The sequence below is a fragment of the Devosia sp. genome (assembly GCF_965229025.1).
In the GTDB taxonomy this organism is placed as follows: Bacteria; Pseudomonadota; Alphaproteobacteria; order Rhizobiales; family Devosiaceae; genus Devosia_A.
The window spans coordinates 2,501,909-2,522,495 of the sequence record NZ_OZ245853.1 but is presented as its reverse complement, the minus strand read 5'-3'; the positions used below and the strand labels follow the sequence as shown (position 1 = coordinate 2,522,495).

Annotated in this window: 16 protein-coding genes and 1 riboswitch; of the genes, 8 read left to right on the top strand and 8 right to left on the bottom strand. The window is 61.4% G+C overall.

The window, feature by feature from the left end:
• Positions 1 to 252: 252 nt before the first annotated feature.
• Both ACO06J_RS12340 and ACO06J_RS12335 read right to left on the bottom strand, forming a co-directional pair.
• A complete protein-coding gene (locus ACO06J_RS12340) occupies positions 253 to 2,094 on the bottom strand; it encodes a glucose/sorbosone family PQQ-dependent dehydrogenase (RefSeq protein ID WP_421761013.1) in 1,842 nt (613 codons plus the stop codon).
• A 265-nt stretch (positions 2,095 to 2,359) separates the two neighbouring features.
• Positions 2,360 to 2,923 (bottom strand): GcrA family cell cycle regulator, encoded by a 564-nt coding sequence (locus tag ACO06J_RS12335; RefSeq protein ID WP_421762502.1) that lies wholly within the window; start codon positions 2,921 to 2,923, stop codon positions 2,360 to 2,362.
• Between the two features lie 387 nt (positions 2,924 to 3,310).
• On the opposite strand from ACO06J_RS12335, the gene ACO06J_RS12330 reads away from it, so the two are divergent.
• The 3 genes from ACO06J_RS12330 (at position 3,311) to ACO06J_RS12320 (ending at position 6,606) form a co-directional block, all read left to right on the top strand.
• On the top strand, positions 3,311 to 4,510 hold the full coding sequence (locus ACO06J_RS12330) for an aspartate aminotransferase family protein (protein WP_421761012.1): 1,200 nt from the start codon (positions 3,311 to 3,313) through the stop codon (positions 4,508 to 4,510).
• A gap of 66 nt (positions 4,511 to 4,576) precedes the next feature.
• A complete protein-coding gene (gene argF, locus ACO06J_RS12325; protein WP_421761011.1) occupies positions 4,577 to 5,506 on the top strand; it encodes an ornithine carbamoyltransferase in 930 nt (309 codons plus the stop codon).
• An 89-nt stretch (positions 5,507 to 5,595) separates the two neighbouring features.
• The gene (locus ACO06J_RS12320; protein ID WP_421761010.1) at positions 5,596 to 6,606 is read left to right on the top strand and encodes an Hsp33 family molecular chaperone; all 1,011 of its coding nucleotides are present in this window, start codon (positions 5,596 to 5,598) and stop codon (positions 6,604 to 6,606) included.
• Positions 6,607 to 6,626: 20 nt separating this feature from the next.
• Here ACO06J_RS12320 and ACO06J_RS12315 read toward each other — a convergent pair whose 3' ends face one another.
• The 3 genes from ACO06J_RS12315 to metZ all read right to left on the bottom strand — a co-directional run bounded on the left by ACO06J_RS12315 (position 6,627) and on the right by metZ (position 11,211).
• On the bottom strand, positions 6,627 to 8,576 hold the full coding sequence (locus ACO06J_RS12315; protein WP_421762501.1) for a MacB family efflux pump subunit: 1,950 nt from the start codon (positions 8,574 to 8,576) through the stop codon (positions 6,627 to 6,629).
• 8 nt (positions 8,577 to 8,584) lie between these two features.
• A complete protein-coding gene (locus ACO06J_RS12310; protein ID WP_421761009.1) occupies positions 8,585 to 9,799 on the bottom strand; it encodes an efflux RND transporter periplasmic adaptor subunit in 1,215 nt (404 codons plus the stop codon).
• Positions 9,800 to 10,005: 206 nt separating this feature from the next.
• Positions 10,006 to 11,211 carry an O-succinylhomoserine sulfhydrylase gene (gene metZ / locus ACO06J_RS12305; protein WP_421761008.1) on the bottom strand — a complete coding sequence of 402 codons (1,206 nt, stop codon included), beginning with the start codon at positions 11,209 to 11,211 and terminating at the stop codon, positions 10,006 to 10,008.
• Positions 11,212 to 11,250: 39 nt separating this feature from the next.
• Positions 11,251 to 11,329: riboswitch (SAM riboswitch) on the bottom strand.
• A 114-nt stretch (positions 11,330 to 11,443) separates the two neighbouring features.
• Here metZ and ACO06J_RS12300 point away from each other — a divergent pair.
• Positions 11,444 to 12,553 carry a 2'-deoxycytidine 5'-triphosphate deaminase gene (locus ACO06J_RS12300; protein ID WP_421761007.1) on the top strand — a complete coding sequence of 370 codons (1,110 nt, stop codon included), beginning with the start codon at positions 11,444 to 11,446 and terminating at the stop codon, positions 12,551 to 12,553.
• 13 nt (positions 12,554 to 12,566) lie between these two features.
• Here ACO06J_RS12300 and ACO06J_RS12295 read toward each other — a convergent pair whose 3' ends face one another.
• A complete protein-coding gene (locus tag ACO06J_RS12295; protein ID WP_421761006.1) occupies positions 12,567 to 13,484 on the bottom strand; it encodes a hypothetical protein in 918 nt (305 codons plus the stop codon).
• Positions 13,485 to 13,745: 261 nt separating this feature from the next.
• Complete coding sequence (locus ACO06J_RS12290) at positions 13,746 to 14,429, bottom strand: hypothetical protein (RefSeq protein WP_421761005.1); 684 nt, start codon at positions 14,427 to 14,429, stop codon at positions 13,746 to 13,748.
• A 461-nt stretch (positions 14,430 to 14,890) separates the two neighbouring features.
• Between ACO06J_RS12290 and ACO06J_RS12285 the strand changes: the two genes are divergently transcribed.
• The 3 genes from ACO06J_RS12285 to rffA are packed head-to-tail and all read left to right on the top strand — an operon-like array spanning position 14,891 to position 17,603.
• On the top strand, positions 14,891 to 15,550 hold the full coding sequence (locus tag ACO06J_RS12285; protein ID WP_421761004.1) for a hypothetical protein: 660 nt from the start codon (positions 14,891 to 14,893) through the stop codon (positions 15,548 to 15,550).
• Between the two features lie 23 nt (positions 15,551 to 15,573).
• Positions 15,574 to 16,449: a 3-keto-5-aminohexanoate cleavage protein gene (locus tag ACO06J_RS12280; RefSeq protein WP_421761003.1), complete on the top strand. Its 876-nt coding sequence runs from the start codon at positions 15,574 to 15,576 to the stop codon at positions 16,447 to 16,449.
• Between the two features lie 2 nt (positions 16,450 to 16,451).
• The gene (gene rffA, locus ACO06J_RS12275) at positions 16,452 to 17,603 is read left to right on the top strand and encodes a dTDP-4-amino-4,6-dideoxygalactose transaminase (protein WP_421762500.1); all 1,152 of its coding nucleotides are present in this window, start codon (positions 16,452 to 16,454) and stop codon (positions 17,601 to 17,603) included.
• Here the strand turns inward: rffA and ACO06J_RS12270 are convergent.
• A complete protein-coding gene (locus ACO06J_RS12270; RefSeq protein WP_421761002.1) occupies positions 17,600 to 18,073 on the bottom strand; it encodes an Lrp/AsnC family transcriptional regulator in 474 nt (157 codons plus the stop codon). The two genes, rffA and ACO06J_RS12270, sit on opposite strands and share 4 nt — an antisense overlap.
• Positions 18,074 to 18,192: 119 nt before the next feature.
• Here ACO06J_RS12270 and ACO06J_RS12265 point away from each other — a divergent pair, with 119 nt between their 5' ends.
• Positions 18,193 to 20,580 (top strand): transketolase, encoded by a 2,388-nt coding sequence (locus ACO06J_RS12265; RefSeq protein WP_421761001.1) that lies wholly within the window; start codon positions 18,193 to 18,195, stop codon positions 20,578 to 20,580.
• Positions 20,581 to 20,587 lie beyond the last annotated feature (7 nt).

Sequence of the window (20,587 nt, the reverse complement as noted above, 5' to 3'; positions counted from 1 at the left end):
ACGTGACACACAGCGTCTGACGGTGTCAACGATGGATTGCGCCACCAGAAAACTTAAGCAATATCAGGACGATTTCCTCAAATTACCCTGCTCGCAACCTCTCGGCTGCTCCCGCAACATAGACACCCCGATGCATCGCATCGGACGAACCTATGTAGCAGCTTGATCCATATCATACACAATCCGTCGGATATAGTCCACCGGACAGATGCAGAAGACACAGCCGCCAGCGCCGTGCCCTCTGCTTTCAACCTATTTCGTAGGGATGGTCATGCCGTCCAGGGCAGGGGCGTCCGAGGGAAGCGCGCTGGAACCAACCCCCACGCCGTTCACCTGAAGAATATACGCCACGATGTCGGCATAGGTCTCCTCGGGCAAGGAGCCAGGCCGCGACGGGGGCATCTTGGTGTGGGCATACTCATAGAGAGCACCAACACTTTTGCCGCGCCACTTACCGTCGAAATAGGCGCCAGTAAGGGGCGTACCGTAGCTCCCACCGACAAGTCCGGGGCCGTGGCAGGCAACGCAGTTTGCCTCATAGGCGACGCGACCCCGATCAGCCTGCTCAGCTGTCAATGTGGGCAGTGACCCGGTTGCTGCAATCGCGCTTTCCGCAGCGTCAGGTGCGGCATCGGTAGATGATGCCGCTGCAACGGCGTTGGGGTTGTAGGTGAAAACCAGAATGGCCCCAGGATGCTGCATGGTTGTCGTCGTGCCGCCTGTCTTCGACTCGGTCAGCCCGCCTGGATCAGTCGCCACGTAGATGGTCTGCGCATCCGGGCCGACAGCGGTGTCACGGAAGCGGTCTTCAGACTGGAAGTAGCGCTCGATCGGCCCACGCAAAGTGTGACCGTCGTCGGCCAGCGGGATGCGGTAAAGCGAACCGCGTTTGAGCGTTGTGACGAGCAGCGAGTTTTCCCACCCGGCAATGCCGCCATCCTTCGGCATGTAGGTCTGGATGCTGGAAGCGGCCACCGTCGGCCAACAGATGAAGTCGACACCCCCGCACGCCGGATCTTGGAAGTTCCAGTCGCTGGGCACCGTGAACATGGTCACGACAGGATCCTGCATCGGTTCGGTCCAGGATGTCTCGTCCTCGACAGGCACTGACGGATCGATCTTGATGTCGCTGAACTGGAGTTGGTCACAGGGCGTGGTGGCGTCTTTCCAGCGGGCATACTGGTAGGCCTTGTCATCGCGGAAACCCGCGACATGGGGCCAACCGTAGTTGCCACCGGGCACGAGTATGTTCACCTCGTCGTCCGTCTTGGGGCCTTGTTCCGAAGCGTAGAGCGTTCCATCGGGCGCGAAGTCGATGCCCTGCATGTTGCGGTGCCCATAAGTGAACACGTGGCTGCGCACACCGGCGATTTCCGGGTTGTCGTCGGGAATGGACCCGTCAACGTTCAGCCTCAACGACTTGCCCTGATAGGCGACATAGTCCTTTGCGCTCAGCTCTGCCGCGGTCGGCAAGCGCTGCGCCTCGATGGGAATGCACCAGTTGCCAAGCTGGTTTTTGCCTCCGTCGCCGATGGTGTAGTAGAGCTTGCCATCAGGCCCGAACTTCAGTCGACCTGAGTTGTGGTCATTGCTGGCCGGCAGACCAGCGATCAAGTCGACAGGGTCGCTGAGCTTGCCGGTCGTCTCATCGTAGGTCAGCCGGATGATCTTGGTGTAGAGGTCATGGTATGGGCTGTAGGGGTCCGATACCGTGGGATCGCCGCCGCGCGACTTGTCTACATAGGTATAGGCGGTGAAGGCGTAGTTGTTGCCCGTGCCCTTCAACAGATCAGGATGCAGCGCCAGCCCGAGCAACCCATCCTGCCCCCCGGGTGCGGAAACCTCCGGAAGTTCGATGGCGACGGACTTCTCCCCGGTAGCCGGATCGATGCGGTCAATGCGCCTGCCGGTTCGCTCCGTGACCCACAAATAATTGTCTGGTCCCCACGTGAGCTCCCAAGGGCCCTCGAGACCTGTGGTCAAGACGTGCATGTCGAACTTGGCCGTACCAGGCACCACCGACGCTGGCGTGTCCTGGGCAAACGCTGGCGCGGTGAACATCGCGGCCAGCATCAGAGCTGAAATGAGCTTCATGAAATCCTCCTTTGGTGCCAAAGGTCCAACTCTTGAGGTGAGTTTTGGTTCTCTTTGGCGAGAAATGGGGCAGGCGCGGCTGACAGTCCGCCATGCTCCTAAATGGCACTTCTGGAACTCTGGCCGCTTGTCACGACACAGCCGGTAAGCACCGCATGACGCTACCCAAGCTGCACGTGAGCAAGACTTGCACATCACGGCGTGCGTGAAAAGCTAAGGGCCGGAATTGCTCCCGGCCCTTTGGCAAATGCAGTTTATCGCGAGACTAGCGTTTCTTTTTGTCCAACTGGTGGTAGGCGCGCCGCGAATGGAACTCGCAGTAAGGCTTGCCATCGTTGGAGTGCTGACCACAGAAATAGAAGTCCGGGGTGAGCGGATCGCCGATCGGCCACTTGCAGGTGGTTTCGCTCAGTTGCAGCAAAGTCAGCCGCTGCTCTACCGGGATGAACAGCTCGGCCGCCTGCGGTGCGTATTCCACACTCGCTTCAACATCTTCCGACATCTTGAGCGCCGTTGCGCCTTGAATCGAGCCACCACCGCCGCCCATGCCCCGCGACCGCAAGATCGCACCGCCGCTGGCGTTGCCGACTGCCGGGCGCACGTTGCCAGCCGGCGACGCCACGCGACGAGCCGCTGGCCGTGGCGCGGTCCGCACCCGAGGTGCAGAGTTGGCCGGCTTTGCCCGACCGCTGAGTTTCAGCCGGTGCACCTTGCCAATAACTGCATTGCGGGTAACGCCTTCGCCGAGCACACCGGCAATCTGGCTCGCGCTCAGCCCCTCAAGCCACAATTTCTTGAGCAGCTCGACGCGTTCTTCAGTCCAACCCATCGACAATAAGCTCCTAGCCGCCTCAGGATTCGACGGACTCCCCAATCGCACCGTCGACATTTATCGACAGCACTTAACGCTACGCATCGTAGGTCAGATGGGTCCGCCACACGAGATATCGTGTCCCAATGCGTTGATACTACACGGGTCGCGGAATCAGGATCAAGCGCCGTGCCGGTTTTACACGGGGAAAACCCACCCTGGTTTTTTGCCCCTTGGAAGCCGAGTCAAATCAGGCACTTGGGCCCAATCCGTTGACTTAACTACCACGTAAAGGCATATGGAAGCCCTGCAACGCGCCGCATTCCGCAGCGCGTTTTTGGTTTTTGTGGGTCTTTTGCAACAGTCCCACTCACTCGCTGTTTGCCCAAGGAAAGGGGTGCTTTGATGTCTGCGCTTTATGGGACGTATGCCCGGTCTGAACTCGCCTTCGAGCGGGGCGAGGGCGTGCGACTATTCTCGCAGGACGGAACACCTTTTCTCGATTTTCATTCCGGCATCGCGGTCAACGCGCTGGGCCACGGCAACCCGCATCTGATCGGCGCCTTGAAGGCAGCTTCCGAAAAAGTCTGGCACACCTCCAACGTCTTCACCATTCCCGAGCAGGAGCGGCTGGGCCAGCGTCTGGTCGACAACACCTTCGCCGACAGCGTCTTCTTCACCAATTCAGGCGCCGAAGCGCTCGAGTGCGCGATCAAGACGGCCCGGCACTATTTTTGGGCCAAGGGTGAGACCGACCGCTACGAGATCATTGCTTTCACCGGCTCCTTCCACGGCCGGACCCTCGGCACTATCGCTGCGGCGGGCAACCCGCACTATGTGGAGGGCTTCGGCCCGGCGCTCACCGGTTTCGTTCACGCGGCGCCGGGTGACCTGAAGGCAGTCGAAGCGCTCATTACGCCCAACACCTGCGCGATCCTGATCGAGCCGGTGCAGGGTGAGGGTGGCGTCACAGCGATGCCTGTCGAGTTCATGCGCGGGTTGCGCGCCCTCTGCGATAAGCACGGCATGCTGTTGGTCCTCGATGAGGTGCAGTGTGGTTACGGCCGCACCGGCAAGTTCTTCGCTCATGAGTGGTCGGGAATAGTGCCGGACGTCATGGCTGTTGCCAAGGGCATCGGCGGCGGCTTCCCGCTGGGCGCATGCCTCGCCAAGGGTGAGGTGGCCAAGTCCATGGTCCCCGGAACGCACGGCTCCACCTATGGCGGCAACCCGCTGGCTTGCGCCATCGGCAACGCGGTCCTCGATCAGGTCTTGGCCCCGGGCTTCTTCGCCCATGTCGATGCCATGGGTCAGCGCCTCGCCTGGCACCTGCAGCAGTTGCAGCAGCGTTTCCCAAACTATGTGCTTGAGCTGCGTGGCAAGGGCCTTCTGGCAGGTATCAAGATCGCGCCGCCGGTGCGGGAGTTCGTTGCCCGCCTGCGTGACGATCATCACATGCTGGCACAGGGCGCGGGCGAGAACGTTCTCCGCCTTCTGCCGCCGTTGATCGCCACCGAGGCCGATATCGAAGAGGCCGCGAACAAGCTCGCTGCCGCCTTCGAAGCCATCGAGCGCGAGGCCGTCGGCGCCAAGACGACTGCCTGACACCAGGCGCCTGCTGCGGCGGAGACCATCGGTTTCCGTCGCGCATGTCCAACAGAGGAGAGGTCGATGACCGCCCCGAGACATTTTCTGAATCTCGACGACTTTGACGCAACCGCCCTGCGCAGCATGCTGAACCAGGCCGTCGAGCTTAAGACCCGCCTGAAGCAGGGCGACAAGCCGCAACTGCTCAAGGACAAAGTCCTCGCCATGATCTTCGAGCGTCAGTCCACCCGGACCCGGGTGAGCTTTGATGTTGGCATGCGCCAGCTGGGCGGCGAAACCATCTTCCTGTCCGGCGCTGAAATGCAGCTCTCGCGCGAAGAGACCCTCAGCGATACCGCCAAGGTCATGTCGCGCTATGTCGATGCGATCATGATCCGCATCCTCACCCACGCCGATCTGCTCGAGTTGGCGGAAGCTGCGACAGTCCCTGTGATCAATGGCCTCACCCGTCGCGCCCATCCCTGCCAGGTCATGGCAGACGTGATGACCTTCGAGGAGCATCGCGGCAGCCTCAAGGGCGCGAAGGTGGCCTGGGTCGGCGACAGCAACAACGTACTTGCCTCCTGGGTCAACGCGGCAGAGCTGTTTGAAGCCGAACTGACTATCGCGGTTCCCGAGGACTATTGGCCGGAAAAGGACCTGCTGGCGGACATCCGAAAGGCCGGTGCTGCGGTCAAGCTGATCGAAGATCCCCGCGAGGCCGTCGAGGGCGCCGATCTGGTAATCACCGACACCTGGGTGTCGATGGGCGATACCGACGCTGCCGAGCGCCGGCGGGTCTTGAAACCCTACCAGGTCAATACCCAATTGATGGCCTTGGCGAATAAGGATGCCCTGTTCATGCACTGCCTGCCGGCGCACCGCGGCGACGAGGTGACCGACGAAGTCATAGACGGGCCGCAATCTGTGGTTTTTGATGAAGCCGAAAATCGGCTGCATGCGCAGAAGGCGATCCTGTGCTGGGCCCTCGGCCAGGACCAGCAAAACATCTAGCCTGAACGCAGGCTGGCACAACACTTGACGCGGCAGTCGCCGTCCGGCAACGGGCGGCGACATGTTTTCGCGAGATCGGGAAGACTGCAATGACTGAAACTCAATTGAGCGTGTACGGCCTCGACCGACCGGAAAGCGGCGATGATGTGGTTGTGCCGTTCACGCTGGAAGCGCTCGACGCACGCGGCCGTATCGTTCGTCTCGGGCCGGCGCTTGACGCCATCCTCATGCGCCACAATTACCCGGCGCCTGTAGCACGCCTGCTCGGCGAAGCGGTCGTTCTGGCCGCGTTGATCGGGTCTTCCCTGAAAATCCAGGGCAAGTTCATCCTCCAGACGCAGACGGATGGACCGGTGAACCTCCTGGTCGTCGACCTCGACGCGCCGGACGGCCTGCGCGGCTATGCCCGTTTTGATGCCGATCTGGTGCAGCAGGCGATCGAGCGTGGCGAGACGCAGCCTGGCCAGCTTCTGGGCAAGGGGCACCTGGCGATGACCGTCGACCAGGGCGTCCACACCGAACGCTACCAGGGCATCGTTGCGCTCGAAGGCGGCTCGCTTGAGGATGTGGCACACACCTACTTCCAGCAGTCAGAGCAGATCCCGACGCTGATCCGCCTGGCGGTAGCGCAGCACACCAAGCGCGGCGATCGCCGCCCACACTGGCGCGCCGGTGGTGCACTGGTGCAGTTCCTGCCGCCGCACGGCCAGTCCCAGATGCCCGACCTGCCGGGAGACGGGGACTACGACAACCCCGAGACGGCCGATCCGAACTATGTGGAAGACGATAAGTGGACGACCACGCGTGCGTTGATCCTCACCGTCGCAGATGACGAATTGGCCGATCCGGACCTATCGGGCGAGCGCCTGCTGTTCCGGCTCTTCCACGAAACCGGCGTCCGCGTCTTCGAACCAGTGAGCCTCGAAGAGCGCTGCAACTGTTCGGCCGAACGCATTGAGGCGATGCTGCGCGACAACTTCACCCCCGAGGATCGCGCCGAAATGCTGGTTGACGGCGAGATCGAGGTGATCTGCGAGTTCTGCTCGGCAGACTATCACTTCAAGCCGCACGAGTTCGGCGACGAGCCGCACCAGCACTAAGGTATTTCGCTGGCAAGCGATCACTCGCTCGCCAGTGCCACCACTGGGTCAAGGCGGGCCGCAGATCTCGCTGGCATGAAGCCGAAGGTGATGCCGATCAGCGTAGACGCAGCAAAGGCAGCAGCGATCGTTACGGGCGAGTAGATCATCGTCAGGCCGGACGCGAACTGGCTGACACCCGCCCCGATTGCGAACGACAGGGCGATCCCCGCCACGCCACCAATCAGGCACACCATCACGGCCTCGATCAGGAATTGTTGCATGATGTCGCTCTGGCGTGCGCCCACCGCCATACGCACCCCGATCTCGCGCGTCCGCTCCTTCACCGACACCAGCATGATGTTCATCACTCCGATTCCGCCAACGATCAGCGAAATCACCGCAATCGCCGAGATCAACAGCGTCAGCGTCTGCGAGGTGGACTGGATCGTCGAGCGGATCGTGTCGGTATTCTGGAGGTTGAAATCCACGATGCCGTGTCTTTGCTCCATCAGCGCCTGAATCTGGGATTGCGCCTCCGTGACATCGGCGCTGTCGGCAATGCGCACGGTGATCGAGCTGAGCCAACTCTGGCCCAGAATGCGGGACATCGCCGTGGTGTAGGGCATCCAGACGCTGATCGAATTCGACTGCGGCCCGAAATTGTTGGTACTCGCTTCCACAACCCCGATAACCCGGACCGGAACATTGCCGACGAGGATCACCTGGCCAATTGCATCCTGCCCGTCGGTGAACAGCGTATCGCGCGCCTTGGTGTCGATCACCGCCTCTTGGCTTAGCGCGGCAACGCCATCGGCGTCGAAGGCTACGCCTTCCACAAAGGTACGATTGTTCACCCGGAAAAAGTCCGGGCCCACGCCCACGAACTGCCCGGTGGCACTCACACTGCGATAGCGCACCTGGCCGCTGGAACTCACCTGCGGCGTGACGCTGTCGGCATAGGGTTCGGCCGCCAGCGCGGTAGCGTCCGAGGGTACGAGCGTACGGATATTGGATCGCCGATCGGCGGCGTTGGCGCCCGGTAACACGTTGATTGTGTTGGTGCCAATAGAACTGATGCGTTCGAGGACCTGCTGTTGGCTGCCCTGTCCCAGTGCGACCACCGACACCACCGAGGCTATGCCGATGATGATGCCGAGCATGGTGAGGAACGTGCGCAGCTTGTGGCTGGACAGCGCCCGCCACGCCATGCCGAACGCCTCGGCGCTGCGCTCCAGCGCCTCGCGCCAGCGGGGGATGCGCTTGATTTCCGGGGCGGCTTTAGCTGCGCTCACCGGCTCATCGACGGTCCGACGATCCGATACAATAACGCCATCGCTGATCTCGATCACCCTGTCGACCTGGGCTGCGATCGCCGGATCGTGGGTAACAATGATGATCGTATGCCCCTCGGCGTGCAACTCCTTGAGCAGCGTGATCAATTCCTTGCCGCTGCGGCTGTCGAGAGCACCCGTCGGTTCGTCGGCGAGAATGATATCGCCGCCATTGACCAGGGCGCGCGCCACGCTGACGCGCTGCTGCTGCCCGCCCGAGAGGGCGTTCGGGCGGTGCGTCATCCGATCACCCAGCCCAAGGCGAGCCAGAAGCCCCTTGGCCCGCTCTCGCCGGGCGCCACGCTGCGCACCTGCGTAAATAGCTGGAATTTCGACGTTTTCGATCGCGTCAAGGTCAGCGAGGAGCTGATAACGCTGGAAGATGAAGCCAAAATACTCGCGCCGTAGTTCTGCCAGTTCATCGGCCTTCAACCGCGCCACATCCCGCCCGCCCAGCCGGTACTCACCGGTCCAGCCATTGTCGAGGCAGCCGAGGACGTTCATCAGCGTCGACTTGCCAGACCCGGACTGTCCGATGATCGCAAGCAATTCGCCGGGGTTGATTGCGAGATCAATATCCTTGAGGACGGTGATCGTCTCGGTGCCCGCCGCGAACTCTCGCCTCAGGCCCTTGATTTCAATGATAGGTTCCATGATCGAGGCCCTCAGAACGGCGGCGGTCCGCCGCCCCCCAGCAAGCTCCGGTTGGCACTGGCCGTCCCACTGCGGGCGCCGCTTGCGGTCCCGGACGCGGTGGACGTGCTTGTCGTCACAACCTGATCGCCCTCCGCGAGCCCGGATTTGACCTCGGCGCTGACGTTGTTGTTGAGGCCAACCTCAACCTTCTTGGGTTCGGCCTTCTTGGCATTCTGGTCCCAGACCAGCACCGAGTAGCCCTGCTTGCCCATCTTGGTCAGTACCGAGGAGGGCACGGTCAAGACGTCCTCAGCCTGGTCGAGCACGATCGTCACTTGGGCCGTCATCGAGATGCGCAGCTTGTGGTCGGGGTTGGCGACATCGAACAAGCCATTGTAATATATAGCACTTGAGCTTGAAGACGATGTGGTGGTGTCGCTCGAAATGGAGTCCGGTGCCGGCTCCACGGCGCGCAGCGTGGCATCGATGCGTGTGTTGGGGTCACCAAGAATGGTGAAGTAGACCTTCTGGCCCGGCACCACGCGCGGCACGTCGGCCTCCGAGATCTCCGCCTTCACCACCATGTTGTCGAGATTGGCGAGCTTTACAATTGTCGGGGAGCTCGACGAGGCGTTGACGGTCTGCCCGACCTCGACTTCGAGGGACACAACGGTGCCATCCATCGGTGCGACAATCTTGGTGCGGCTGAGATTCAGCTTGGCAGACTCGACACTTAGCTCCGACTGCTGGATCTGCGCGTCGATGGCCTCGACTTCCGCTTCGGCGGTGGTGACCGCCAGCTGCGCGGACTGGTAGTCAGCATCGGAGATGAGCTGCTGGGGACTGAGTTTGTTCGCTCGAGTCAACGCCACCTGGGCCTGCGCCAAGGTCGCAGCCTGGATCTTGCGCTGCGCCTGGATGTTGGCGAGCGAGGCCTCAGCCGCCTTTACAGCGTTCTCCTGATTGAGAGAATCGATCTCTGCGATGACGTCGCCGGTCTTCACGCTGTCCCCTAGCGCCACGTTGACCGTCTTGATGCTGCCCGAGACTTCGGCGCCGACGCTGACCAGCGAACTCGCCTCGATTACGCCGGAGGCGAGGACAGTTTCCTCGACATTTCCGCGGGTTACGGGGACCGTGCGCGGAGCGGCTTCCTTGGCAGGGGATTGCAGCGCCAGCCAGCCACTGGCGCCAGCCACTGCCAGCACCAGAATAACCAACCCCCATCGGATCATGCGTTTCATACCAACCACCTCAAGCCGAACTCCATCCCGTAAGTAGGGACGAAGAGGCGCAAAGTCAGGTGAGGTATTGGTAGGCTAGATGAAATCTTGGAAAGGCTGGAAATATTTAGAAATATTGGACACCCTTGGTCACAAAATGACCTCAGACATGAACAGTATATGAACAAAAGACTGGAGCGGCGAGGAACGTGCCCCGGACGCCCCGATCAGATCTGGTCGAGCGCGTACCCGAGGTCCGCGATCAGATCATCGCCGTCCTCTAGACCGATCGACAATCGGAGGAGGCTGGGAGTGATCCCGGACTCGAGCCGCACCTCTTCCGTGAGACGTTGATGGGTCGTCGTGCGCGGGTGGGTGATGATCGACTTCGCGTCGCCCAGATTGTTGGAAATCAGGATCACCGCCAATGCGTCCGCAAGCTTGAACGCATCCTCCTGTCCGCCCTTGATTTCGAACGCCACGAGCGTCGAACCCGATTTCATCTGGCGCTTGGCCAACTCGAATTGCGGGTGCGAGGGATGGTGTGGGTAGATCACGCGTTTGATCTTGGGATGCGCCCCCAGAAAGTCGGCAATGCGGGTCGCGCTTTCGGTCATCTGCTTGACCCGCAATGGCAGGGTCTCGAGCCCCTTGAGCAAGACCCAGGCATTGAACGGGCTGAGCGATGGCCCGGTCTGGCGGAGGATGGTGTGCACATCGGCCGTGATCAGCTCCTTGGAGCCAAGCACCGCCCCGCCCATCACCCGGCCCTGGCCGTCTATATGCTTGGTCGCCGAATAGGTGACGAGATCTGCCCCGAGCTTGAGCGGGCTCTGATAGAGCGGCGTAGCGAACACGTTGTCGACCACGAGCCTCGCGCCGTGCGCGTGGGCAATCTCGGCGACGGCCGCGATATCGACCAGTTCCAGCGTCGGGTTGGTGGGCGTCTCGATGAACACCAGCCTGGTGTTCTTCTGCATCGCCTTCTCGAAGTTCTTGGGATCACGGCCATCGACCAGCGTCGATGTGACGCCCCAGCGCGGCATGAAGTCCTCGACCACATAGCGGCAGCCGCCGAAAAGCGCGCGGGAGGCAACGATATGGTCGCCGGCACGCACCTGGCTCATAACTGCAGCGGTGACCGCCGCCATGCCGGTCGCAAACGCCCGCGACGCTTCAGCGCCTTCGAGCAGCGCCATGCGGTTCTGGAACATCTCGACGGTCGGGTTGGAAAATCGCGAGTAGTTGTGGCCGACAATGTCGCCCTTGAAAAGCGACTCCGCGTAAGCCGAATTCGGATAGGTGTAGCCAGAGGTCAGGAACAGCGCCTCGGACGTCTCCCGGTGCTGGCTGCGTTCTGTCCCGCCATGAACCAGCATCGTCGCCGCCGAGCGGTTCTTGGGGTCGTTGAGCGGGTTGTTCGACTTGGTCATGTCTAGCCTCAAATACAAAAATGCCGGCGCGCGTCGTCTGCGGCCGGCACAAGGGTCCCTTTAGCGACTTGTTTTAGGTGGCTGCAATCAGACCGGCCAAATCACCACCATGCCGCGATTGTGACTGTTGGGTCACTGTCGGTACATGCCGTGGATATACGACCCATTGCGACTTGGCGTCAATCGCATGGGTTGATAGGCAAGAAGGGTAGGGTATTGCGGGATGCGAAATTTGGACAACGACTTGTGGGCGAAGGGCGTCTTTCCGGCGCGCTTCATCGAGCGCCTGGCCAAGCGCGGCGGCATCAGCACGGTACGTCCGTTTGACACTGACCAGGTGCAGCCCGCGAGCCTTGATCTCCGTCTCGGCGATGTCGCCTACCGCATCCGTTCCAGCTTCCTGCCGGGCCCCGAGCACACTGTTGCCGATCGCATCGAGACCCTGAAGCTGCACGAACTGGATCTGACGCGCGGCGCCGTCCTCGAGCGCGGCTGCGTCTATCTGGTACCGCTGCAGGAATCCCTCGCGCTCCCCGAAATGGTCAGTGCCGGCGCCAACCCCAAGAGCTCGACCGGTCGCCTCGACGTGTTCACCCGCGTTATCGGTGACCGGGCACGCGGATTTGACGTACTGCCCGCGGGCTACAAGGGCCCGCTGTTTCTCGAAATCAGCCCCCGCACCTTTCCGGTGCGCGTCAGGACGGGCTCACGCCTGAGCCAGATCCGCTTCCGCGTTGGGGACTCGCGGCTGAGCCTGTTCGAGCACAAGACGCTGCACAACGTCGAAACGCTGGTCTTCGAACAGAATGCCGAAGTGGGCGACGGTGTATTGCTGTCGATCGATCTGAAGGGCACCGACCGCAACGGGCTCATCGGGTTCCGCTCCAAGCGTCATACACCGGTGATTGATATGGATCTGAAGGACGTGCTCGACGTCCTCGACTACTGGGAGCCGCTGATCAACCGTGGCTCGGACGAGTTCATCCTCGATCCCGATGAGTTTTATATCCTCGTGTCGCGCGAAAGCGTCCACGTGCCACCGGCCTATGCCGCTGAAATGGTGCCGTTCGATCCGCTAGTGGGTGAATTCCGCGTCCACTATGCCGGCTTCTTCGACCCCGGCTTCGGCCATTCAGCCGCTGGCGGCACCGGCAGTCACGCCGTCCTCGAAGTCCGCAGCCGCGAAGTCCCGTTCCTCCTTGGCCACGGCCAAACCATCGGCCGCCTGGTCTACGAACGCCTCGCCGAAGCCCCCGACCGCCTCTATGGCGCAGGCGTCGGCTCGAACTACCAGGCCCAGACGCTGAAGCTCAGCAAGCACTTCAAGCCGTTTGCGGTGTGACGCGTTCGCGACCTTAGCTGGAATTGCCGCCGCGATGCGGTGCAACAATGTCCTGGGACGCGACGACCCGTGTGACCCCTATTCCTGAGGCGACGATGGACTGCAGAATCGCCATAAAAGTGGTCTCGACATGCTCAGGAAAGCTTCGTTCTATCTCCCTATAGGCCTCGGCGAACCGCAGCGTGGCTCTCTCAGCCTCAGCAATCGCATCTTCTGCGAATTCCCAGGTTATACCGGCACCTGCAAAGCGCGGCTGATACGTCTGCGGGTTGAACTCTTCCGAAGGGATACCTATGACAGGGCAACCACAGGCCAGCGCTTCGTAGATGGCCGAAGAGCGTTCATACGCGATCATGGCTCGGCACGAGCGATAGATTTCACCCAACTGCTCATGGGTTCGTGGCCTATGCGGTAGCACCAGAGTCAGCGGTGTCGCCCAAGATGGAATCGGCAAGGGTTGCGACGGCTTCCGCTTTGAACACAGCACGAAGCCGTTCCGCTTCCGGCCCGGTTCTTCACGGAAATAGTAGCGACGATCCACCAGTGGGACGAACATGTCGAAGGATGATCTACCTGGAGGCACGTGGCTCTTGTCGAACGAAATTATAAAGTCATCAGGTCCGTAGGTTGGTGTTACGTCCTCGGCAAGGACACCTGGCTTGTTGAGCAGAAAGCGCGTGACGTGGGCCGCGCCAAAGACGTTTCCGGGCTGGGCCTCTCCATAAATGGCGAGCACTTTATCGCCCGGAAGATCTGATCCGGTGGGGGCGATGAGGTGGGAGGGCACCCCGCCTCCCGGGTGCACGTAAGCTTGGAACCCTAACATATTCAACGTATGACAAAGCAAATAAAGAGCCCTGACCCCACCCGAGCGTTCATCGTAGGCATAGACCAGGATCTGGATATACAACTGCTTCTTCAGGTCGTTCATACTGTCGAATCTTGTAGCAATATCGCGCAGATCTATCTGGTCGCATGCACCAAAAAGCTTGTCAAAGGTAGAGGCGGAGCTCAGTCGAGCGGGCGCGTGGCTCCAGGCGCCAGACAAGTGGCTAGGTACGAGTGGCTGAAATTACTGGAAGGGCGCTGCGTTCGTTGCTTGCGCCCGGGGCGCGTCAGTATGTGCCGGTGTTGTTCGATTATTTTGAGCGGCCAGCATGACTTCTGGTCCACCGAACCGGCAACAGCCAAGTCAAGCCGTTCGCGGTGTAAAGTCCGTGGAGCGGTTGCGTGCTGCGCACTCGGCGAGGATATCTGTGAAGGTGCGCGAAATCTTGTCGGGAAGGTCGCTCTCGATACGATGGTAGACGTCGATAAACCGTTGTACGTCGGCGCTGGCAAGCGCCAATCCGGCTTCGTCTTGCGTCCAAGTCATACCCGCCCCACCAAATCTTGGTTGATACGTTTTCTGGTTAAAGCTGTCCGTGCTAAGGGCGACTATCGGGCACCCACAGCAGAGCGCCTCGTAGATGGCGGATGTTCGATCAAACGCAATAAGCGCGCGTGAAGCCCGATAGAGCTCCGCGAGCTCTTCGTGGGTCTTTGGTCGGTGGGGAACGACAAGGGAGAGAGGAGTCATCCACTGCGGCAACACGAGCGGCTTATCTGGCTTGCGCCTCGAGCAGATCACGAAACCATTGCGTGTCGTTCCCGCAGCTGGTGGGTGGTAGGTTGCACGGTCGACCACCGGCAAGAACATGTCCCGCGACCGGCGCCTCTCTGGCACGTGGCTCTCGTCAAAGTGCAGAAAGAAGTCGTTTGGTCCGTAGCTGTCACTGACCAAACTCGAAGCAATGCCCGGCCTGTTCAACAGGTAACGAACAACATGTCGGGCGCCAAGCATGTTGCTACTATAGGTCTCGGGATAAATGGCCAAGACATCATTTGCCCCGGACCTGGCATGGGCAAGGTCCTGCGTCGTTGCGAGCGGAGCCTCAAGGTGGCTGGGGACACTGCCGCCAAGTCCCACCATCCTAGCCCGGAATCCTAGGCGGTTAAGATGATGGCACAACAGGTGAAGTGCACGAATACCCCCCGACCCAACATCATAAGGGGGGGAACAGATGCAGATCAGGAAGGGCTCGCGTTGGTTCACAGTAGATGCCTGACTGAAATACGAAACGCGCTGAAATTGGAAAAGTCACTTATCACGCGCGTGGGCCATTTCCACCATACTGCTGCATGGTTGAACAATAGCTCTTCACGCGAGCCTCAGGTGACTAGGTCCAATTGATGTCCACAGCAAAACCAGGGGAGCTACGGCGCCCGAGAAAGGCCGGCTTGACGAAACCGGCAAGGGATGAAGGTATCTCCGGGCACTTGCCGTTGGACACAAAGATGCGCGGAACAGACTCAATAAATCACCCTGTTCTGGTCCTTGGTGCGCGCTCATATGCGGCCGTTTATGCTGACGTCCACGAAGCGGACGCGGCCTTCGAGATCGTGGGTTTTGTCGAAAACCTCGATCGGGCTTTCTGCGAAACTTCAATTCTAGACCTCCGGGTCTACTGGATCGATGACATCGCGTCGCTAGCCACGACCCACGCGGCAATCTGCTGCCTCGCAACGCCCCGCCGATCTGTGTTCATCGATCAGGTTGCCGCACTGGGATTTCCGTTTGCAACGCTGGTTCACGCAACAGCTGTCATTTCGGATCGGTCGAAATTGTCACAAGGGGTGAGCATCGATGTTGGAGTCATTGTCGCTGCATTCACCCAACTCGGTTCTCACGTGAGGGTTGGCAGAGGAGCTACAATCGGGCATCACACGGATATTGGTGCCTATTGCACAATCCACCCTGCAGCCAACATTGCGGGAAACTGCGTCCTTGAGCCCAAGGTTACAATCGGCATGGGTGCCAATGTCATTGACGGATGCCGTATCGGTGCGGGCAGTTTTGTTGCGGCAGGTGCCGTTGTGACCAAGGACGTCCCCGCCCGGTCGCTGGTGGGTGGCGTACCGGCGCGCGTGCTGCGGGAAAATTATGAAGCGCCGTAAAGAGCGCGGAACGGAGAATAGTAGTGGCTAGTGCAGGCGGGTCCGTAGACCGATATCGCCGGGGTTTTGTCATCAATGTCGCCTTGACCGGGGCAGTGGCCGATTTCCGCAAAAATCCAAACGTACCGGTGACCACCGCTGCAATTGTCGATCAGGCGCGGCAGAGCTACGCGGCCGGTGCGGCGATCGCTCATTTTCACGTGCGCGACGAAGAGGGCAAACCATCCTGCGAGCCGCAGCGCTTCGCCGCCGTTTTCGAGCAGCTTCGCGCCGACGACACAACGCGCGGACTGGTGTTGTGCGCCACCACCAGTGGCAGGCATGGACAAACCATCGATCAGCGCGCGGCCGTGCTGCAACTGCCGCTCGACATCCGCCCTGATATGGCGAGCCTGACGCTTGGATCGCTCAACTTCGTCACCGGCGCCAGCATCAACGACCATGATACCGTGCGCCGGCTTTGCGAGAAGATGCTCGAGGCCGGTGTCAAACCCGAGATCGAAGTGTTCGATCTGGGCATGATCGCCTTCATGCATCAGTTGATCCACGAGGGCCTGCTGGCGGCGCCGTTCTACGTGAACGTCTTGCTGGGCAACCTCTCCAGTGCGCAGGTCGATCCCGCTCACTTTGGCCTGATCAACTCGTATTTGCCAGATCAGGCGACCGTGGCGATCGCCGGACTGGGGCGCTACCAGCTGCAGGCCAATATACTTGGTCTCGCAGTGGCAGACGGTGCGCGCGTTGGCCTTGAAGACAACTTATGGTTCGATGATCGGCGCACCCCCGCCACGAACCCCGGATTGGTCTCCCGTCTGGCCGAAATGGCCAGCCTGGCGCAGCGTCCGCTGACCACATCCGTCGAATTGCGCCAGCGGCTCGGTCTGCGGGCTCGCAATTGAGCATGGTGACACCGGCATCGGCTGCCCAGATCCCTTTCTGTGTGCCGCCGCGTTCGCCCAATGAGCAGCGCTACATCGCGGAGGCGCTGGAGGCTGGGGTGCGGTCTGGTGACGGGAGGTTCTCGGCGTTGAGCCGCAAACTGATATCAGGCACGTCAGGTGGCGGCGCGGCGTTCCTCACCACCTCCGGTACCGCAGCGCTGGAGCTTGCCACTCTCATCATCGGGATCGGGCCGGGGGACGAGGTAATTGTCCCGTCCTTTACCTTCTCCTCGGTTGCCAATGCCATCGTTCTGCGGGGTGCGACCCCGGTGTTCGTGGATGTCGAACCCCGAACACTCAATCTCGACCCTGCTTGCTTTGAAGCCGCGATCACGCCGCAGACGCGCGCTGTTATCGCCGTGCACTATGCCGGCGTGATCTGCGACATGGATCGGATACTGACCATCGCGCGCCGCCACGGAATAGCGGTCATCGAGGACGCTGCGCATGCCATCGGCGCGCGAGATGCCGCGGGCAGGCCTGCCGGATCGTTCGGCGATTTCGCTGCCTTCAGCTTTCATTTCACCAAGAACATCACCTGCGGCGAAGGCGGGGCGCTCATCGTCAATGAGGCCGCTGCGCTGCCTAAGGCTGAGATTGCGTTCGAAAAGGGCACCAACCGCACAGCGTTCTTCAAAGGGGCGGTCGACAAATACTCGTGGGTTGATGCGGGCGCGTCGTTCATCCTCAGTGAATTGAATGCCGCGATGCTGGCGGGGCAACTCGAAGACCTCTCGCGCATCAATGGGGACCGGCTCTCCCTCTGGGCAAAGTATCATGCGGCCTGCAGCACTATGGCGGAAAGGTTTGCCGCGCCGTCTGTCGGCGTCGATTACGGGCACAACGCGCACATGTTTCAACTGATTTTGCCAACCGAGGCAGCTCAGGACGATTTCATCGCCTTCATGCGGGCGCGCAGCATCACCACGCCGTTTCACTATGTGCCGCTGCACTCTTCGATTGCCGGCAGAAAGTTTGGCCGGGCACAGGGGTCGATGGCCGTTACTGACTCGATGTGGAACCGACTTGTGCGCCTGCCGCTCTATCCGGCGCTCGGGGACGACGTGTACCGGGTGATCGAGTCCATCACTGAATGGTCGCGCCAATTCTAGATCGGCAGCACCCGCGAGTGTTTGATCTGGCCGAGCGAGAAGCTCGACTCGATTGAACTGACGCCTTCGACCTGGGTGAGTTTTTCCCTGAGGAATGCTTCGTAGGCGGCGAGGTCGGCGCAGACGACGCGGAGCAGGTAGTCGAACTGGCCGGTCATCAGGTAGCACTCCATGATCTCGGGCCAGGCCGCGATGGCGCTGGCGAAGCGGTCGAGTTCGAGGGAGCGCTGGCGCTCAAGCTTGATGGAAATGAACACCGAGACCGGCAGCCCCACTGCCTTCTGGTCGATGACAGCAGCATAGGCAGCGATCACCCCCGCCTTCTCCATCTGACGGATGCGTCTGAGGCATGGCGATGCCGAGAGGCCGACCCGGTCGGCGATGGCCTGGATGGTCATGCGGCCGTCTTCCTGCAGGGCGCGGAGGATCTTGCGGTCTATGGCAGTGATTTGAAATTTGGCAGATTCCACCAATTTTCTCCCATAGACTATCAACATCCTGCAAGGCAGCGCCGCAGAAGGGCTAAAATAGAGCAAAACCACCGCCAAAGGTAGCGCAATGTGATGGGACGGGAGCGACGGGGGAAGCGATGAGCGGTGTAGAGCGACAGGCGGACGATAAGGTCGTCATGCTCGAAGCGCTGACCCGCAAGGTGCTGTGGCTCTCCAACTGGATGATCCATCACGCCAACCACATCCGCCCCAATGTCGATGGCGTGAAGGTGGGCGGCCACCAGGCCTCGTCAGCCTCGATGGCGGCAATCATGGCAACGCTTTATTTTGGCGTGTTGCGGCCGGAGGATCGGGTGGCGATCAAGCCGCATGCCTCGCCGGTGTTCCATTCCATCCAGTATCTGTTCGGCAAGCAGAGCCTCGACAAGCTGCTCAACTTCCGCGGCTTTGGTGGCGCGCAATCGTACCCCTCGCGCACCAAGGACAAGGACGATGTCGATATCTCGACCGGCTCGGTTGGGCTCGGCGTGGCGTTCACCGCCGTTGCCTCGATGATCCAGGACTATGTGCGGGCCAAGCCCTGGGCCAATCCGTCACTGAAGGAAGGGCGCATGGTGGCGCTCGTGGGCGACGCCGAGCTCGACGAGGGCAATGTCTACGAGTGCCTGCTCGAAGGATGGAAGCATGGGCTGCGCAATACCTGGTGGGTGATCGACTACAACCGCCAGAGCCTCGACGGCGTGGTGCGTGAAGGGCTTTACGACCGCATCGAGGCGATCTTCAAGGCGTTCGACTGGAACGTGGTGACGCTGAAATACGGTGCGCAGCAGCGTCGGGCGTTTGCGGAGCCGGGCGGCGACAAGCTGAAGGCCTGGATCGATGCCTGCGACAATGCGCAGTATTCGGCGCTGATGTTTCGGGGCGGGGCCGCCTGGCGCGAGCGGCTGAGCGACGAGATCGGCGACCAGGGCCCGGTGACGGCGCTGCTTAACAGGCGCAGCGACGCCGAACTCGCTGACCTGATGGGCAATCTCGGCGGCCATTGCGTCGAAAGCCTGCTCGAGCAGTTCAACGCCGCGCCGACCGAGCGGCCGACCGTGTTTATCGCCTACACGGTCAAGGGCTGGGGCACGCCGCTGGCCGGACACAAGGACAATCACGCGGGACAGATGACCGGCGCGCAGATCGAGACGCTCCGCAAGGCCATGAATGTGCGCGAAGGGCATGAGTGGGAGCCGGGCGAAGGGCTGCCGTTTGACGCCAGGACGCTGCAGTACTTCCTCGACGCAGTGCCATTCAACAGCAAGGCCAGCCGCCGGCTGACCTCACCAAAGATTGCCTCGATCGGCCCGCAATTCGTCGGCACTGGCGCCACCTCGACGCAGACCGCTTTCGGCAAGATCCTCGATGCGATCGCGAAGACCGACAGCGAATTGGCCAAGCGCGTGGTGACCACCTCGCCGGACGTGACGGTGTCCACGAACCTCGGCACCTGGGTCAACCGCCGGCACCTGTTTTCAAATGAAGCGGCCGCCGATGTGTTCCAGGCCGAGCGCATTCCGAGCGCGCAGAAGTGGCAGTTCACTCCTGAGGGGCAGCATATCGAGCTCGGCATTGCCGAGATGAACCTGTTCCTGCTGCTGGGCGCAGCGGGGCTGTCGCATTCGCTGTTCGGCGAACGGCTGCTGCCCATCGGCACGCTCTACGACCCGTTCATCTCGCGCGGCCTCGATGCGCTGAACTATGCCTGTTACCAGGATGCGCGGTTTCTCCTCGTCGCGACGCCCTCGGGCGTCTCGCTGGCGGGTGAGGGCGGGGCGCATCAGTCGATCGCCTCGCCGCTGATCGGCATGAGCCAGGATGGTCTGGCTTCGTTCGAGCCGGCCTTTGCCGACGAGCTTTCGGTCATCATGGACTGGGCCTTTGACTATATGCAGCGCGATGGTGGGGCCCTGTCGGATAATGCGGCCTGGCCACGCGAGGCCTCGGGCGGTTCGGTCTATCTGCGTCTCAGTACCCGCGCGCTGGAGCAGGTGCCGCGACGGATGGATCCGGAGCTCTCGACGTCCATCATCCGCGGCGGTTACTGGCTGCAGCCGCCGACGCCATCGTGCGAGGTGGTGATCGCCTACCAGGGCGTGCTTGCCAGCGAAGCCATCGCTGCGGCAGGTATGATCGGCGCCGACAAGCGCAATGTCGCGGTCCTCGCCGTCACTTCGGCAGACCGGCTCAATGCCGGCTGGCACGCGGCGCAGCGTGGCCGCCAGCATGGCGACCGTTCCGCGACCTGCCATGTCGAAGAGTTGCTGCGTGACGTACCGCGCCATTGCGGGCTGGTCACCGCCATCGATGGACACCCGGCAACGCTCGGCTGGCTCGGCAGCGTCTTCGGCCATCGGGCCCAGACGCTGGGCGTCGAGCACTTCGGCCAGACCGGCACCGTCAACGATCTCTACGCCCATTTTGGCATCGATGCCGCCGCCATCGCCAACGCCGCAACCGGCTTTGTGGGGGCGCTGCGCTGATGGCCCA